Source organism: Streptomyces sp. SAS_281 (assembly GCF_052542855.1).
This window is the reverse complement of the sequence record NZ_JBMNDO010000048.1, coordinates 1-15,444: the sequence shown is the minus strand read 5'-3', so window position 1 is coordinate 15,444 and position 15,444 is coordinate 1. Positions and strand designations below refer to the sequence as shown.

Here is a 15,444-nt window from a genome sequence, read left to right as displayed (position 1 = left end):
CCTGACCTACTCCCGGACCGCACGTCGAGTTCCCCGCGCCCTGCCGCATCATGGGAACCGGTCCACTCCCCGCTTTCCTCATTTCCGCAAGGAGACACACCGCCCATGCCCAGGCGCCAGGGGTACGCCCCGCTCATAGCCCTCGTGGCGGGTACCGCCGCGCTCGCCGCAGCCGTGGCGTTCGCCGGTTCCCTGCTGTTCAACGGGGACAGGGCGACGGCAGCCGCCGCCGCGGCCCCGCCGGGCACGACCCACAGCCCGGCCGCCCCGGCGCACTCCTCCGGGCACTGGCTCGCCACCTGGGCGGCGGCTCCCGTGGGGGGCGTGGCCGACCCGGCGCAGGCGCAGGACCAGAGCCGGCGCGTCATCCGCAACGTGGTGCACACCAGCATCGGCGGCACCGAGGCCCGCGTCACGCTGTCCAACCTGTTCGGTACGCAGCCCCTGTTCATCGACCGCGTCACCGTGAACACCCGCCCCGTGACCTTCCGGGGGGCCTCCTCCGTCACGGTCGCCGCCGGCCGGCAGACCGTCAGCGACGCCGTCGCCGTCCCGGTCGCCGCCGACGCCGACCTCGTGGTCACCCTGCGCACCCCGACCGCCCACGGGCCGGTCACCACGCACCCCAACAGCCACCAGACCTCGTACACCGAGGACGAGCGGGGCACCTGGGCCACCACGCAGTGGCGCTACCTCACCGCCGTCGACGTGCGGGGCGGCGGCACGAAGGCGACCGGGACGCTCGTCGCGTTCGGCGACTCGCTCACCGCCGGTTCCGGCACCACCACCGACGCCAACACCCGCTGGCCGGACGTCCTCGCCGACCGGCTGCACGGCGCGTACGCGGTGGCCAACCAGGGCATCGGCGGCAACCGCCTCCTGCGCGACGGCATCGGCCCGCGCGCCCTCGACCGCTTCGAGCGCGACGCCCTCGGCGTCTCCGGCGCGAAGACCGTCGTCATCGCACTCGGCATCAACGACATCCAGGCGCTGCCGAGGGAGACCGACCCCGAACGGATCACCGACGCCCTGCGCGACCTCACCCGGCGGGCCCACGCGCGCGGGCTGAAGGTCATCGGCGCGACCCTCATGCCGTACCGGGGCTCGGCGGCCTGGACGGCCGGCGGGGAGCAGGTACGGCAGCACGTCAACGCGGAGATCCGGGCGGGCGGGGTCTTCGACGAGGTCCTCGACTTCGACCTGTCCCTGCGCGACCCGGCCCACCCCCGGCAGCTCCGCGCCCCGTACGACTCCGGCGACCACCTGCACCTCAACGACGCCGGATACGCCCGCCTGGCGGGGCTGCTGGACGTGGACGCCCTGACCGGGGACAGGACGACGGTCGACGCGCTCTGAGCCGGAGCCGACGGCCTACCGGTCGCCCTTCTCCAGCCGGCCGCGGTCGCGCTCGGCCTCCCGCAGCCGCTGCTTCTCCGCCTTGCCGCGCTTGTGCTCCACCCCGACGCCGCCCATGAGCGCGAAGCCGGTGATCCGGACCCGGGGCGCGTCGGGCGCGGGGGCCGACTCGTCCTTGGCGTGCTCCCCGAAGCCGCCCATGATGCCGATGCCCCGGACGTCCACATTGAGGTCCGGCGGGACCGTCACATGGAGACCGCCCATGATCGTGAAGCAGCGGATCACGGTCTCGCGGGACTCGAAGTTCGCCTCGCGAAGGTCGATGTCGCCGCCGCCCCACATCGAGAACGCGGTGAACACCTTGCCGACCGTCCAATTGCCCCGGCGGCGGAAACCGCCCCAGAACGCGAAGCCGCCGGTCGACGTCGCCGGCCGCCCGATCCGCTCCGACCAGCGGGCCGCCGAGCCCGACCGGGGCCGCACGGCGGCGGGCGCCGACGAGCCGGAGCCGACGGCCGGCAGATCGCGGACGAGCGGTTCCAGCTCACCGTGCGTCCGCGCCTTGTAGGCCGTGTCGAGGCGCTGCTCGAACTCCTCCATCTCAAGACGCCCTTCGGCGACCGCCTCACGCAGGATCTCGGCAACACGTTCACGCTCGGCGTCGGAGGCGCGCATATCGGGGAGTTCGCTCGTCATGGCGCTCAGCCTATTGAACCGGCGCGCTCACGTCACCGGCTCCCCGGGCCGCTCGCGCGCGTACATCTTCGCGATCACCGCCTCGATGTCCGGCTCCCGTACCGAAAGGTCCGCCAACGGGTACTCCGCGGCGATCCGCGCCACCAGCGGAGCCGCCGACGCGGACGCCGGGAAGGCCAGCCACTGGCGCGGCCCCTCCACCTTCACCGTCCGCACAGCGGGCTCGGACTCCAGCCGGATCGGCGGGAGTTCGCGCTCCAGGTCGACCACGAGCGTCCGCTCGCTCTCCCCCACCTCGTGGAGCCCGGCCAGCGCGCCGTCGTACATCAGCCGGCCGTGGTCGATCACCATCACGCGGCTGCACAGCTGCTCGATGTCCGTGAGGTCATGGGTCGTCAGCAGCACCGTCGTCCCGCGCTCCGCGTTCAGGTCCCGCAGGAACTGCCGCACCTTGGCCTTGGACACCACGTCGAGGCCGATCGTCGGCTCGTCGAGGTACAGCACCTCCGGATCGTGCAGCAGCGCCGCCGCGATGTCGCCGCGCATCCGCTGCCCCAGCGACAGCTGACGCACCGGTACGTCCAACAGCTCCCCCAGGTCCAGGAGTTCGACGCACCGGTCCAGATTGGCCCGGAAGCGCGCGTCCGGCACCCGGTACATGCGGTGCATCAGCCGGTACGAGTCGCGCAACGGCAGGTCCCACCACAGCGTCGTCCGCTGCCCGAAGACCACACCGATCCGGTGCGCCAGCCGCGTACGCTCCCGCGAGGGATCGATGCCCGCGACGCGCAGGGAGCCGCCGCTCGGCGTGAGGATGCCCGTCAGCATCTTGATCGTGGTCGACTTCCCGGCCCCGTTCGGCCCGATGTAGCCGACCATCTCGCCGCGCTCCACCCGGAAGCTGATCCCGTCGACCGCCCGTACCTGGCGCCGCTCGGCGCGCAGGAAGCCCGTCCGGCGGCGGACGTCGAAGACCTTCTCCAAGCGGTCCAGCTCGATGAAGGCCGCCCCGCCGCCCGTGTCCGTACCCATGCCGTTTCCCCTTCTCACCCGTCCCGCCTCAACTTCCCGTACTCCGGTACGCCCGCAGCCCCGCCCGCCACGCCAGGCCCGCCCCGGTCGCGCAGACGGCGGCCACCACCGGCGGCAGGAACGCCACCCAGGACGGCAGCCCCAACGGCAGCTCCCGGCCCAGTACGTACAGCGCCGGCAGCCAGTTCACGAAGGCCAGCGGCACCACGAACGTCACCCCGCGCACCAGGTCCTTCGCGAAGATCGTCGGCGGGTACTGGAGCAGCGTGTTCCCGCCGTACGTGAACGAGTTCTGCACCTGCGAGGCGTCCTGGGCGATGAACTGGAACGCCCCGCCCGCCACGAACACCGCCCCGAAGATCACCGACCCGCTCAGCAGCATCAGCGGCAGCACGACCGCCTTCGCCGGGGTCCAGTCGATGTCCGCCGCCACCAGCCCGTAGCCGAGCACCAGCAGCCCCTGGGTGATCCGCCCCAGCCTGCGCAGCGCGAAGCGGTCGGCCGCCACCTGCGCGAGGACCGGGACCGGCCGCACCAGCAACGTGTCCAGCGTGCCGTCACGCACCCGGCGGCCCAGCCGGTCCATCGACCCCATCAGCAGGTCCGCCAGCCCGAACGCCGTCCCCGAAGCCCCGTACAACAGTGCGATCTCCGGCAGCGTGTAACCGCCCAGCGCGTCGACGTGCGCGAACATCAGCATGATCGTCACGAAGTCGAACGCCGTCGCCGCGAAGTTGCCGACCGCCGTCATCAGGAACGACGCCCGGTACGCCATCGTGGAGCGCAGCCACATCGACACGATCAGCCCGTACGCCCGCACCCCCTCGGCCAGCCGCGGGCGCGGGGCGAACACCTCCCCCGGCGCCTCCGGCACGACCGCCTCCGCCACCTCAGCCACCCTGGACCACCACCCTCCGCGTCGCCACCGACTGCACCATCCGCCCCACCAGCAGCAACACCACGGCCCAGGACGCCTGGAACACGTACACCCGCACCAGACCCCAGCCCGTGTGCTTGCCCAGGAACACATCCGCCGGCACCTGGAGCAGCGCCGACCACGGCAGCAGCCGCGCCACCTCACCCAGCAGCCCCGGGAACAGGCTCAGCGGCAGCAGCATCCCCGAGAAGAACAGCCCGGCCAGGAAGGCGATCTGCGCCGCACCCGCCCCGTCCATCAGCCAGAAGGCGGACAGCGCCACCAGATAGCGGATCGCGAAGCTCACCACCACCCCCAGCGCCACCGAGACGAGGAACGCCAGCCACGGGCCCGCCGACCCCGGCAGCGCCAGGTCGAACGCCAGCCCGCCGAGCACCATCGGCACGATGCCGCGCCCCAGCAGATGGAAGGCCGCCCGCCCCAAGTCCTGCGCCAGCCACCACAGCTGGAGGTCGACCGGGCGGTACAGGTCCACCGCGATGTCGCCCGTGCGGATGCGCTCGATCAGCTCGTCCTCGAAACCGCCGCCCATCATCACGCAGGTCATCAGCAGCGCCTGGCCCAGCCAGACGAACGTGAGCGCCTGGGGCATGTCGTAGCCGCCGAGCCGGGGCCGCTCGTCCCACAACGCCATGTACGTGTAGGCGAGGATGAAGCCGAAGACGGTGTTGGTGAACACCCCCGCCGCCGTCTCGATCCGATAGGTGGCGTAGCGGCGGAAACCGCCCGCCGCCACCACCGCGTAGACCCGCACAGCGACCGCCTCCCCGACCACGGGTGCCGCACCGTGCGTGGACACCAAAGCGCAGAACCCTAGTCCAGCCGGGACAGCCGCCGCGAGCGCTTTTCGGCCGTCGATCCGAGGGATATGCGCCAGAAAAGGGCACTATGGGGGAACTGACCGCGGCCGAGGAGTCTGCACCGACATGAGCGACGAGCCACAGCAGCAGAACGGAGACACCGACCCCCCGGGCTGGGCCCCCAGGGACCTGCCTGCCGACGCCGCCGCCCCCGCCGGTGAAGGCCCGCCGGCGGGCGGGCACACCGGCGCGAAGAAGCCCGGCAAGGCCAAGCGCCCCAAGCGCACCGGCTGGCGGCGGCTCATCCCCACCTGGCGCATGGTCCTCGGCGGCGTACTCCTCATCGCCCTGATCCTCATCGGCGGCTTCATCGCCGGCTACCAACTGGTCGACATCCCCGCCGCCAACGCCAGAGCCACCGCCCAGTCCAACGTCTACCTGTACGCCGACGGCACCGTCATCGCCCGCGACGGCGACGTCAACCGCGAGAACATCAGGCTCGCCCAAGTTCCCCGCACCGTCCGGCACGCGGTCCTCGCCGCCGAGGACCGCGACTTCTACTCCGAACGCGCCGTCGACGTCAAAGCCATGTTCCGGGCCGGCTGGAACACCCTCACCGGCAAGGGCAAACAGGGCGGTTCGACCATCACCCAGCAGTACGTCAAGAACTACTACCTGGGCCAGGAACAGACCGTCGTCCGCAAGATCAAGGAATTCTTCATCTCGATCAAGCTCAACCGGGAACAGTCCAAGGACCAGATCCTGGAGGGCTACCTCAACACCAGCTACTTCGGCCGCAACGCCTACGGCATCCAGGCCGCCGCCCAGGCGTACTACGGCAAGGACATCGGCGACGTCACCACCGCCCAGGGCGCCTACCTGGCCTCCCTGCTCAACGCCCCCAGCGCCTACGACGTCGTCGCCTATCCCGAGAACAAGCCCGCCGCCGTCGCCCGCTGGAACTACGTACTGGACGGCATGGTCAAGGAGAAGTGGCTCGGCCCCGCCGAGCGCGCCGCGATGACCTTCCCCGTCCCCGGCCCCGTCAAGCCCGCCAACAGCCTCTCCGGCCAGCGCGGCTACATCGTCAAGGCCGTCGAGGACTACCTCGTCGGCAACGACATCCTGGACGAGAAGACCCTCGCCACCCGCGGCTACCGCATCACCACCACGCTCCAGCGCGAGAAGCAGAACGCCCTCGTCGAAGCCGTCGAGGACAAGGTCATGTCCAAGACCGACGACGACCGCGCACCCGACCGCAACGTCCGCGTCGGCGGCGCCTCCATCGACCCCGCCGACGGCCACGTCGTCGCCATGTACGGCGGCATCGACTACACCCGCCAGTACGTCAACAACGCGACCCGCCGCGACTACCAGGTCGGCTCCACCTTCAAACCCTTCGTCTTCACCTCCGCCGTCGCCAACGACTCCACCACCCAGGACGGCCGCCGCATCACCCCCGGCACCATCTACGACGGCACCAACAAACGCATGGTCGAGGGCCCCGACGGACCCACCGGCTACGACCCCGCCAACGAGGACGACCGGAGCTACGGCCCCATCACCGTCTCCACCGCCACCGACAAGTCCGTCAACGCCGTCTACGCCCAGATGGCCGAGGACGTCGGCCCCGAGAAGGTCCGGCAGACCGCCATCGACCTCGGCATCCCCGAGGACACCTCCGACCTCACCCCCACCCCCTCCATCGCGCTCGGCGTCGCCACCGCCAGCGTCCTCGACATGACCGAGGCGTACGCGACCCTCGCCGCCCACGGCAAGCACGGCGCCCACGTCCTGGTCAGCAAGGTCACCAAGGACGGCGAGAGCGTCACCCTGCCCGGCCGCACGGTGAAGCAGGCCGTCAGCCGCGAGGCCGCCGACACCACCACGTCGATCCTCCGAAGCGTCGTCGAGGGCGGCACCGGTACCGCCGCCCGGGGCGCGGGCCGCCCCGCCGCCGGAAAGACCGGAACCGCCGAGGAGGACCGGGCCGCCTGGTTCGCCGGCTACACCCCCGACCTCGCCACCGTCATCGCCGTCATGGGCCAGGACCCCGACACCGGCGCCCAGAAGTCCCTCTACGGCGCACTCGGACTCCCCCGCATCAACGGCGGCGGCGCCCCCGCCGAAACCTGGGCCCAGTACACCGGGGCCGCCCTGAAGGGCACCCCCGCCCGGGGCTTCGACCTCGACGTGGAGGCGGGCACCGACGACACCGCGCTGCCCACCGCCGAGTCCACCGCTCCCGGCGACACCGGCCGCCGCACCCCCTCGGCCACCCCCCGCCGCACCAGGTCCACCACCCCGTCCCGGACCCCCTCCGCCCCGCGCACCACCCCCGGCACCACGGACAACCCGGCCGGAGGCACCGGCGACGGCGGCACGGACACCGGAGGCGGGGACGGCGGCGACACCGGGGGCGACGGCGGGGACGGCGGAGACATCGGCGGCTTCCTCGACGGCCCCAAGGGCACGCGGGCCCCCAGCCCCCGCCCCTGAACCGGGCCCGGCACGGACCTCAGTGCCCCGAGGTGGCCTTCAGCCCGACCACCGCCACCAGCAGCAGGCACACGAAGAAGATCCGGGCCGCCGTCACCGGCTCGTGCAGCACCACCATGCCCAGGACCGCGGCACCCGCCGCGCCGATCCCGACCCACACTCCGTACGCCGTACCGATCGGCAGCGTCCGGGCCGCGTGCGACAGCAGCATCATGCTCGCCACGATCCCCAGACCCGTGAACACGCTCGGCCACAGCCGGGTGAACCCCTCGGTGTACTTCATCCCGATCGACCAGGCCACTTCCAGCAGACCCGCGACCACCAGCAGAACCCACGCCACGACAGCACCTCCGACGAGACAGAACACGCGAACAACACGGGTGCGTCGTCTTTGCGAAACCCGGTACGGCGCGTCTCGTCGGGTGCCTCCACCGTAGCAAAGGACAGGCAAAGGGCCCGGTGACAACCGTCACCGGGCCCTCACACGCCTTCCGGCCGCCGACTACAGATACAGCCCGGTCGAATCCTCCGAACCCTCGAACCGGTCCGCGGCCACCGCGTGCAGGTCGCGCTCGCGCATCAGCACGTACGCCACACCCCGCACCTCGACCTCCGCCCGGTCCTCCGGGTCGAACAGCACCCGGTCACCCGGCTCCACCGTCCGCACGTTCTGCCCCACCGCCACCACCACGGCCCACGCCAGCCGACGGCCGACCGCGGCCGTCGCGGGAATCAGAATGCCGCCGCCGGAACGCCGCTCGCCCTCGGGCGACTCGGACCGGACCAGCACTCGGTCGTGCAGCATCCGGATGGGCAGCTTGTCGTCGCTGTTCTCGCTCACGCCCCGCAACCTACCGGGCACCGGGCCGCGCACGCGCGACGGGTCAGCGCTTGCCGCGCCGCGAGGACACGACCACCAGGCCGACCACGCCCACCGCGAGCAGCGCCGCCGGGATCACGCGCTCCAGCCGGGGGGCGCCCGTCTCCGACACGAACTGGGCCCTCACGTCCGACACCGCCCGGTTCACCGCCACGTACGCCCGGCCGGCCGTACGGTCCACGGTCCCGGCGACCTTCGCCTTCGCGTCGCCCATGATCGTCTTCGGGTGCACCCGCACCCCGATCTCATCGAGTACCACCGCAAGCCGCTCGCGCCTGCTGATGATGTCCGCCTCGATCTGCGCAGGGGTCCTGGCATCCGACACCGCGCCGCCTCCGTGGTCCTCGTCCGGTAAACCTTCATCGACAGTCTGTCAGTTCCGCCGCATCCGCACCCGGCGGCACCCCCATTACGCTCGGTCCCTTAGACCCCACGCACCAACGAGGAGAACCATGAGCGAGCGCCTCACTCCCGGCGACACCGCCCCCGCCTTCACCCTCCCCGACGCCGACGGCAACGACGTCTCGCTCGCGGACCACAAGGGCCGCAAGGTCATCGTCTACTTCTACCCCGCGGCGCTCACCCCGGGCTGCACCAAGCAGGCGTGCGACTTCACGGACAACCTCGACCTGCTCGCCGAGGCCGGCTACGACGTCATCGGGGTCTCCCCGGACAAGCCGGAGAAGCTCGCGAAGTTCCGCGAGAAGGAGAACCTCAAGGTCACACTGGTGGGCGATCCGGCCAAGGAGACCCTTGAGGCGTACGGCGCGTACGGCGAGAAGAAGCTCTACGGCAAAACGGTGACGGGCGTCATCCGGTCCACGGTCGTGGTGGATGAGGAGGGCAAGGTCGCCCACGCCTTCTACAACGTGAAGGCCACCGGCCACGTCGCCAAGATCATCAAGGACCTCAAGATCTGAGGGCCCGCGGGGGTGGCCCACTGGCCGCACGGAACGGTCCGAAACGGGCCATTCACTGAGCCGAATGGCCGAAATCATGTGATGGACATCCCATTCCTTCGCTGAACCGGTTTGCGGCCGCCATGTCCGCGCAGAAGCCTTTCCTGTAACAGTTGCCGAGGAAAGGAACCGGCCATGGCGGCCTCCGACCCCCACCAGGTGGCCGACCCGGAAGCGGTCAAACGCCACCCCGCGCTGTTCCGTGCCATCCGGAAGCGCCGGAACCCCAAGCTGCGGCGCACGGACATCACGGTCACGGACGACCAGGCGGTCAAGCGCGCGGTCAAGGCGGCCTCCCTCGGCAACGCCATGGAGTGGTTCGACTTCGGCATCTACTCCTACCTCGCCGCGACCCTGGGCCACGTGTTCTTCCCGTCCGGGAACGACACCACCCAGCTCCTCTCCTCCTTCGCCACCTTCGCGGTCGCCTTCCTCGTACGCCCCCTCGGCGGCATGTTCTTCGGGCCGATGGGCGACAAGATCGGCCGCAAGAAGGTCCTCGCCCTCACGATGATCCTGATGGCGACCGGCACCTTCGCGATCGGCCTGATCCCCTCCCACACCACGATCGGCGTCTGGGCCGCGGTCCTGCTGATCTTCTTCCGCATGCTCCAGGGCTTCTCGACGGGCGGCGAGTACGGCGGCGCCTCGACCTTCATCGCGGAGTACGCCCCCGACAAGCGGCGCGGCTTCTTCGGCAGCTTCCTGGAGTTCGGCACGCTCGCCGGCTACGTGGGCGCCGCGGGGCTCGTGACGCTGCTGTACGCGCTCCTCAACGACGCCCAGATGGAGTCCTGGGGCTGGCGGATCCCCTTCCTCGTCGCCGGCCCGCTCGGCCTCGTCGGCCTCTACCTGCGACTGCGCCTGGACGAGACGCCGGCCTTCCAGAAGCTGGAGGGCGGCACGGCGCACGCCACGGAGGCGGCGGACAACGTCGAGACCACGGCCAAGGGCGACCTCGCGAAGATCTTCCGCGACTACTGGCCGACGCTGATCCTCTGCATCTGCTTGGTCGGCGCGTACAACATCACCGACTACATGCTGCTGTCGTACATGCCGACGTACCTCTCCGACGAACTCGGCTACAGCGAGACGCACGGCCTGCTGATCCTGCTCGGCGTGATGGTCGTCCTGATGCTGATCATCAGCCAGGTCGGCAAGCTCTCCGACCGCTTCGGCCGCAAGCCGCTCCTGATGGCGGGCATGCTCGGCTTCCTGGTCCTGTCGCTGCCCGCCTTCCTCCTCATCCGCCAGGGCAGCATCCCCGCGATCATCATCGGCATGGCGATGCTGGGCCTCTCCCTGGTCTGCATGCTCGGCACGATGTCGGCGGCGCTCCCGGCCCTGTTCCCGACGAACGTCCGCTACGGCTCGCTCTCGGTGGGCTACAACCTCTCGGCGTCGATCTTCGGCGGTACGACCCCGCTGGTGATCACGGCCCTGATCAGCGTCTCCGGTACCAACCTGATGCCGGCGTACTACTCGATGGCGGCGGCCCTGGTCGGCGTGATCGCGGTGGCCTGCATGAAGGAGACCGCGAACAAGCCGCTGGACGGCTCCCCGCCGTCGGTGGAGACGAGCGAGGAGGCGGCGGAGCTGGTCGCGGCCCAGACCCCCGACCCGAAGTTCTGACCCACGACCCAGCACCCCTGTCACGGCCCGTACGGCTTCCCCTCGAAGCGGTACGGGCCGTTCCGCATCTTGTCGGATATCGGACGTGACGCTCCGATAGTCGGTTCGTTACTCCGTACGAGGCCGCGAACGGGCGGCCGGATGCGGAGGGGAACGTGGGGATCAGTCCGTACACACGCGAGCGGCTCTCGGAGGCCGTCTCATCGTCGCGAACTCTCTCCGAAGCATTGACGAAACTCGAGGTCGATCCGAAGAGCAGTACCCGGGGCTACCTCCGCGAACGGATTCGGAAGATGGGGCTGGACACCAAGCACTTCGAGCGCGAGGGGGCTCGCTGGACCAAGGAAGTCCTCGAGCCCGTGGTCGCTACATCAAAGAGCGTGCGCGAGGTACTGCGTCGCCTCGGGCTCGACCTGGTCGGCGGACACCACACGCACATCAGTCGGAGGATCAAGGCGTACGGCCTCGACACATCGCACTTCGCGGCACCGTCAAGGAAAGGCGAGACACACCGTCGGCGCCCGGAGGAACTACTCGTCGACCGGACGCAGACACTCGCTCACCGCATCCCCGGCGAGCGACTCAAGCGGGCCATGGTCGCCATGGGTGTCCCCGAATGCTGCACCCAGTGCGGCACTGAACCCGTCTGGCGGCACCAGCCTCTGCCCCTCGAGGTCGATCACATCGATGGCAACTGGCGAAACAACCAGCCTCGGAATCTGAGACTGCTCTGCCCCAACTGTCACTCGACAACCGACACATACCGAGGTCGCGGCAAGAAGAGGCCCACACCGACGCGGAGTGAGGGCTTTTGAGTTCGGGAAGCCACTACACACGGGAACTGCTGGCCGAGGCTGCGGAGAAGTGCGCCAACATCCAGGAAGTCATCGACTTTCTGGGCACCCGTCCCTACGGCCAACTCGGACGCCATATCTTTCGCCGCTTCGAGCATTTCGGGATCGACGTGTCCCACTTTCCACGCCGCGCCTGCCGCAGAGCTGGGAAACGCCCCTCGCCATCGGACCTGGCAGCTGCCGTGGCGTCTGCCGTTTCCATCGCCGACACACTCAGACGACTGGGCCGCACGGACAACGCGAGCCAGCGGAAGCAGTTGCGCGCGTGGCTTGCAGAGGACAGGCTCACCATCACCCACTTTCTGGGGCAAGGACATCAACGGGGGCGGGCCGGAACCACCCCGCTGAAGCCCGCTGACCGCATCTTGGTACAGCACGACGGCCGACACCGCACCAAAACCGCGCTGTTGCGACGCGCCCTCCGCGAAGTCGGCGTCCCCGAAGAGTGTGCCGAGTGCGGAATCGGCGCGGTCTGGCTGGGCAAGCCGATGACGTTGGAGGTTGATCACATCAACGGGGACTGGAGAGACGATCGCAGAGAGAATCTGCGGCTCCTGTGCCCGAACTGTCATGCGGTGACCAGCACGTGGTGCAGAGGCGGCACCCGCACGCGGCGTTGAAAGAGAGCTGATACCCGCTGCACTCTCTCCGCAGAGGGCAGTAAGCTGAGACCAGCTGCGCGGCCGTAGCCAAACTGGTATCGGCGGGTGTTTTAGGGGCATCTGGGAGAAATCCTGTGTGGGTTCGAATCCCACCGGCCGCACACCGTGATGGGCCGCCCTCCGGGGCGGCCCATCGACGTGTCACCCCACCAGCTCCCGCACCACCGGCACCAGCGCCCGGAACGCCTTGCCGCGGTGGCTGATCGCGTTCTTTTCCGCCGGGGTCAGTTCCGCGCACGTGCGCGTCTCGCCGTCCGGCTGGAGGATCGGGTCGTAGCCGAAGCCGTGGTCGCCGGCGGGGGTGTGGCGGAGGGTGCCCGTCAGGCGGCCCTCGACCACGCGTTCCGTGCCGTCCGGGAGGGCCAGCGCGGCCGCGCAGGCGAAGTGGGCCCCGCGATGGGGGTCGGAGATGTCACCGAGCTGGGCGAGGAGCAGGTCCAGGTTGGCGAGGTCGTCGCCGTGGGTGCCGGACCAGCGGGCCGAGAAGATGCCGGGGGCGCCGCCGAGGACGTCCACGCAGAGGCCGGAGTCGTCGGCGATCGCGGGGTGGCCGGTGGCCCGGGCGAGGGCGTGGGCCTTGAGCAGGGCGTTCTCGGCGAAGGTGACGCCGGTCTCCTTGACGTCGGGCACCTCCGGATACGCGTCGGCGCCGACGAGCTCGTGCGTGAGGCCCGCGTCGGCGAGGATCGCGTGGAGTTCGGTGATCTTCCCGGCGCTGCGGGTGGCGAGGATGAGGCGGGTCATGCGCCCAGTATCGCCCGGCCCGGCGTCACGCCTCGTCGGGCAGGCGGGCGGCCAGCGCGCGGATGCCGGCCAGCACCTCGTCGGCGGTGGGGGCCGACTCCGGGTCGGTGATGTGCTGCATCATCAGGCCGCCGACGAGCGCGAGCTGTACGGACCCGAGGGTGCGTACCGTCTCCTCGGAGAGTTCGCCCTCGGGCGTCCCCGTGACCTCGTGGGCCATGCCGCTGCGCCCCTGCCGCAGTCCTGAGGCGACCTGCTCGCGGAGCTCCGGGTCGCGCTGGGCGCGCAGGATCGTCTCCAGGTTGGCCAGCCAGAAGGTCTTGTCGGCCGAGAACGCCTCGATGAGGTGGGTCCACAGTGCTCCGAGGCCGTCGTCCCGCGTCGAGGGCCCGAATGCCTGCCCGCCCGAGTCGAGCGCTTCGAAGAGCGCCTGGTTGAGCAGGGCCTCCTTGGAGCCGAAGTGGTAGCCGATGGCCGCCATGCTGACGCCCGCAGCCGAGGCGAGGTCGCGGACGGTGGTGCGTTCGTACCCCTTCTCGAAGAGGCATTTCCTGGCCGCTTCCAGCAGCTTCTCGCGGTTTCCCGTTCCCATGCGCCGCATCCTAGGGCGGCCCGGGAGCGTGAGGCGAACGCCTGACGCAAGCGTTTTGCGCGTTCGCCCCATACAAGCGTCTTGCGCGATCGCCCAACTACTCGCTACGTTGGTCCCGTTGGCGCACCGAAGACCACGTCGAGCTCTGGAGTCCGCATGAGTCCCCTGAAGTCCCGTGTCACCGCCCTCGCCGCAGCCGTCGTCGGCGCGGCGCTCACCACAGCGGTCCTGGCTCCGGTGGCCGACGCCTCGGAGCGCCCGCTTCCGTCGCGGGTGGTGACCGCCGAAGGCCCAGTGCGGGGGGCGGTCACCGGCGCGGTGCGCACGTTCCAGGGCATCCCGTACGCGGCTCCGCCGACCGGTGAGCGCCGGTGGAGGAAGCCGCAGCCGGTCCGGCCGTGGTCGGCCACGCTGGATGCCCGGACGCCGGGGAGCGCGTGCGCGCAGCCGACGGATCAGCCCATCGCGATCGCGGGCGGGGGCAGTGAGGACTGCCTGTACCTGAACGTCACGACGCCGGCCGGCCGGTCGGCGCGGCTCCGTCCGGTGATCGTGTGGATCCACGGCGGGAGCTTCGCGTACGGGGACGGGGCGAGCTATGGCGCGGCGAAGCTGGCGGCCGCGCGGCAGGGTGCGGTGGTGGTGACGGTGAATTACCGGCTGGGGGCGTTCGGGTTCCTGTCGGCGCCGGGTCTGCGCGCTCCGGCGAATCTGGGCCTGCTCGACCAGCAGGCCGCGATGCGGTGGGTGGCGCGCAACGCGGGTGCGTTCGGCGGGGATCCGGGCGATGTGACGCTCATGGGCCAGTCGGGTGGGGCCTACAGCGTGTGCGCCCAGATGGTGTCGCCGGGGGCGCGGGGGCTGTTCCACAAGGCGATCCTGCAGAGCGCGGGGTGCGTCGGGCCGGACGGTTCGTTCACGCGGGCGCAGGCGGAGGAGCAGGGTGAGGCGGTCGTCGCGGCGGCTCTGGGCGACGGCGCGCAGGATGTCGACTCCCGTCTGCGGGCCCTGCCTACGGCCGACCTGGTCGAGGCGTCCGCGTCCGGGCACGACGGGTTCCGGCCGGTGGTGGACGGTGAGGTGGTGCCGGAGGCGCCGGCGCGCGCGATAGCGGCGGGGCGGTTCGCGCGGGTTCCGGTGCTGCACGGTTCGACGCGCGACGAGATGAGCGGGCTGGCCGGCCTGGACGAGGTGATGACGGGGAAGCCGCTGACCGCCGAGGGGTACGCGGAGAAGGTGGCGGACCGGTTCGGGGCGGACGCCCCGGCGGTGCTGGCCGAGTACCCGGTGGGGCGGTATCCGGCTCCGGCGGCGGCGCTGTCGGCGGTGCTCACGGACGCGGACTGGTCGACGGCGGCGCTGGACACGCAGCGGGCGCTGGCGCGGCACACATCGGTGTACGCGTACGAGTTCGCCGAGGTGTCGGCCCCGTACTTCCGGGGCGTGCCGCGTCCGGCGAGCTTTTCCCTGGGTACGGGTCACATGACGGATCTGGCATACGTGTTCGAGAACGAGCTCTTCGAGCCGCTCGACGCGGCGCAGGCGGAGTTGTCGGACACGGTGGTCGGCTACTGGAGCCGGTTCGCGAGCACGGGCCGGATGGACGGTCCGGGGCTGCCGTCGTGGCAGCGGTTCGCGGACGACGACCTGTACGTTCAGCGCCTCGCGTCCGGGAACGTCGGCCGGACGGACTTCGCGGCGGACCACCACTACGTGTTCTGGAAGGGTCTCGCCTCGTCGTGAGCCGGGCCGGGCCGGGGTGCCCCCGGCGGTCAGGTCGGAAGAGACACGTCTGAACTCC

Annotated in this window: 16 protein-coding genes, 1 tRNA gene and 1 riboswitch; of the genes, 8 read left to right on the top strand and 9 right to left on the bottom strand. The window is 70.6% G+C overall.

Going from position 1 to position 15,444, the window contains the following annotated elements:
* Positions 1-105: 105 nt before the first annotated feature.
* Positions 106-1,356 carry an SGNH/GDSL hydrolase family protein gene (locus ACN6LM_RS19525; RefSeq protein WP_445066666.1) on the top strand — a complete coding sequence of 417 codons (1,251 nt, stop codon included), beginning with the start codon at positions 106-108 and terminating at the stop codon, positions 1,354-1,356.
* Between the two features lie 15 nt (positions 1,357-1,371).
* On the opposite strand, the gene ACN6LM_RS19520 is transcribed toward ACN6LM_RS19525, so the two are convergent.
* From ACN6LM_RS19520 to ACN6LM_RS19505, 4 genes are read right to left on the bottom strand one after another with little or no spacing between them, the layout of a single operon-like run.
* The gene (locus ACN6LM_RS19520) at positions 1,372-2,031 is read right to left on the bottom strand and encodes a DUF1707 SHOCT-like domain-containing protein (RefSeq protein WP_445066705.1); all 660 of its coding nucleotides are present in this window, start codon (positions 2,029-2,031) and stop codon (positions 1,372-1,374) included.
* Positions 2,032-2,079: 48 nt separating this feature from the next.
* Positions 2,080-3,084 (bottom strand): ABC transporter ATP-binding protein, encoded by a 1,005-nt coding sequence (locus ACN6LM_RS19515; RefSeq protein WP_445066665.1) that lies wholly within the window; start codon positions 3,082-3,084, stop codon positions 2,080-2,082.
* Positions 3,085-3,112: 28 nt separating this feature from the next.
* The gene (locus ACN6LM_RS19510; RefSeq protein ID WP_445066664.1) at positions 3,113-3,982 is read right to left on the bottom strand and encodes an ABC transporter permease; all 870 of its coding nucleotides are present in this window, start codon (positions 3,980-3,982) and stop codon (positions 3,113-3,115) included.
* A complete protein-coding gene (locus tag ACN6LM_RS19505; protein WP_361024217.1) occupies positions 3,975-4,775 on the bottom strand; it encodes an ABC transporter permease in 801 nt (266 codons plus the stop codon). Before ACN6LM_RS19505 ends, ACN6LM_RS19510 begins: the two co-directional genes overlap by 8 nt.
* 172 nt (positions 4,776-4,947) lie before the next feature.
* Here ACN6LM_RS19505 and ACN6LM_RS19500 point away from each other — a divergent pair, with 172 nt between their 5' ends.
* On the top strand, positions 4,948-7,320 hold the full coding sequence (locus ACN6LM_RS19500) for a transglycosylase domain-containing protein (protein WP_445066663.1): 2,373 nt from the start codon (positions 4,948-4,950) through the stop codon (positions 7,318-7,320).
* A gap of 19 nt (positions 7,321-7,339) precedes the next feature.
* Here the strand turns inward: ACN6LM_RS19500 and ACN6LM_RS19495 are convergent, their stop codons facing one another.
* From ACN6LM_RS19495 to ACN6LM_RS19485, 3 genes are all read right to left on the bottom strand, one after another.
* Positions 7,340-7,660 carry a DMT family transporter gene (locus ACN6LM_RS19495; protein WP_018105629.1) on the bottom strand — a complete coding sequence of 107 codons (321 nt, stop codon included), beginning with the start codon at positions 7,658-7,660 and terminating at the stop codon, positions 7,340-7,342.
* 39 nt (positions 7,661-7,699) lie between these two features.
* Positions 7,700-7,768: riboswitch (guanidine-III (ykkC-III) riboswitch) on the bottom strand.
* Between the two features lie 54 nt (positions 7,769-7,822).
* Positions 7,823-8,161 carry a co-chaperone GroES gene (locus tag ACN6LM_RS19490; RefSeq protein ID WP_164399948.1) on the bottom strand — a complete coding sequence of 113 codons (339 nt, stop codon included), beginning with the start codon at positions 8,159-8,161 and terminating at the stop codon, positions 7,823-7,825.
* Between the two features lie 43 nt (positions 8,162-8,204).
* Positions 8,205-8,525: a DUF3618 domain-containing protein gene (locus ACN6LM_RS19485; RefSeq protein WP_164399947.1), complete on the bottom strand. Its 321-nt coding sequence runs from the start codon at positions 8,523-8,525 to the stop codon at positions 8,205-8,207.
* A 127-nt stretch (positions 8,526-8,652) separates the two neighbouring features.
* Between ACN6LM_RS19485 and bcp the strand changes: the two genes are divergently transcribed.
* From bcp to ACN6LM_RS19460, 5 genes are all read left to right on the top strand, one after another.
* Positions 8,653-9,120 carry a thioredoxin-dependent thiol peroxidase gene (gene bcp / locus ACN6LM_RS19480; protein WP_073863676.1) on the top strand — a complete coding sequence of 156 codons (468 nt, stop codon included), beginning with the start codon at positions 8,653-8,655 and terminating at the stop codon, positions 9,118-9,120.
* 174 nt (positions 9,121-9,294) lie between these two features.
* Entirely contained in the window at positions 9,295-10,791 is a 1,497-nt protein-coding gene (gene proP, locus ACN6LM_RS19475; RefSeq protein ID WP_445066662.1) for a glycine betaine/L-proline transporter ProP, read from the top strand.
* 155 nt (positions 10,792-10,946) lie between these two features.
* Complete coding sequence (locus ACN6LM_RS19470; RefSeq protein WP_445066661.1) at positions 10,947-11,606, top strand: HNH endonuclease signature motif containing protein; 660 nt, start codon at positions 10,947-10,949, stop codon at positions 11,604-11,606.
* Complete coding sequence (locus tag ACN6LM_RS19465; protein ID WP_445066660.1) at positions 11,603-12,265, top strand: HNH endonuclease; 663 nt, start codon at positions 11,603-11,605, stop codon at positions 12,263-12,265. The genes ACN6LM_RS19470 and ACN6LM_RS19465 overlap by 4 nt, the downstream gene beginning before the upstream one ends.
* 59 nt (positions 12,266-12,324) lie before the next feature.
* Positions 12,325-12,408: transfer RNA gene (locus ACN6LM_RS19460), tRNA-Leu, on the top strand.
* 40 nt (positions 12,409-12,448) lie between these two features.
* Here ACN6LM_RS19460 and rdgB read toward each other — a convergent pair.
* Positions 12,449-13,051: an RdgB/HAM1 family non-canonical purine NTP pyrophosphatase gene (rdgB, locus tag ACN6LM_RS19455; protein WP_445066659.1), complete on the bottom strand. Its 603-nt coding sequence runs from the start codon at positions 13,049-13,051 to the stop codon at positions 12,449-12,451.
* A gap of 25 nt (positions 13,052-13,076) precedes the next feature.
* Entirely contained in the window at positions 13,077-13,643 is a 567-nt protein-coding gene (locus ACN6LM_RS19450) for a TetR/AcrR family transcriptional regulator (RefSeq protein ID WP_445066658.1), read from the bottom strand.
* 156 nt (positions 13,644-13,799) lie between these two features.
* Here ACN6LM_RS19450 and ACN6LM_RS19445 point away from each other — a divergent pair, with 156 nt between their 5' ends.
* Positions 13,800-15,386, top strand: a complete 1,587-nt coding sequence (locus tag ACN6LM_RS19445; protein WP_445066657.1) for a carboxylesterase/lipase family protein — start codon at positions 13,800-13,802, stop codon at positions 15,384-15,386.
* The last annotated feature ends 58 nt before the right edge of the window (positions 15,387-15,444 follow it).